Source organism: Amphritea pacifica (assembly GCF_016924145.1).
Classification (GTDB): Bacteria; Pseudomonadota; Gammaproteobacteria; order Pseudomonadales; family Balneatricaceae; genus Amphritea; species Amphritea pacifica.
Genome location: NZ_JAFFZO010000109.1, coordinates 1 through 495 on the forward strand (window position 1 = coordinate 1; position 495 = coordinate 495).

1 protein-coding gene is annotated in these 495 nt (G+C 45.7%); it reads left to right on the forward strand.

Going from position 1 to position 495, the window contains the following annotated elements; all coding sequences use genetic code 11:
* A partial coding sequence (locus JW499_RS21620) for a hypothetical protein (protein ID WP_205212516.1) occupies nucleotides 1-495 on the forward strand: 495 nt, incomplete at both ends.

The following is a 495-nucleotide window of genomic DNA, read 5'->3' on the forward strand; positions in this document are numbered from 1 at the left end:
GTGATCCGCTGCCGTGGAGCCGGGCCAACGAAACGGTTCCCGTCAGTATGATCCAGGAGCCAACACCTGCAGAGATTAAACAGCGCATCGAAGACAATAAAGGGGAAACCTATTGGGATGAAAATCAGTGCACCATAGGCTCACTTAATCGCTGGGGATTAATCTACTTTTACCTTACTGTCTTCAGCAAAGGGATTTGCACTATGGTAAGCCCATTTTTTGCTGTATACATTGTCGTATTTCCCTTCATATACGAACCGATATCACCTACAGAAGTAATTAACATTATATTTGTCTATATACTCTTCATCCTTTTACCTTCAGCCCTCATCTGGGGCTACGCTGAAGCCTCTGAGCATGGCTACCTTCCCATGCCCTGGTTTATGAAAGCGGTCAAACATTTTACGTTCAGCCGCAGCACCGGCATGGTCATCCGCTATAAAAACAATAAAGAGCTCTATAGCCATCCTTTCCCCGAGTTCGACTGTTATCTGG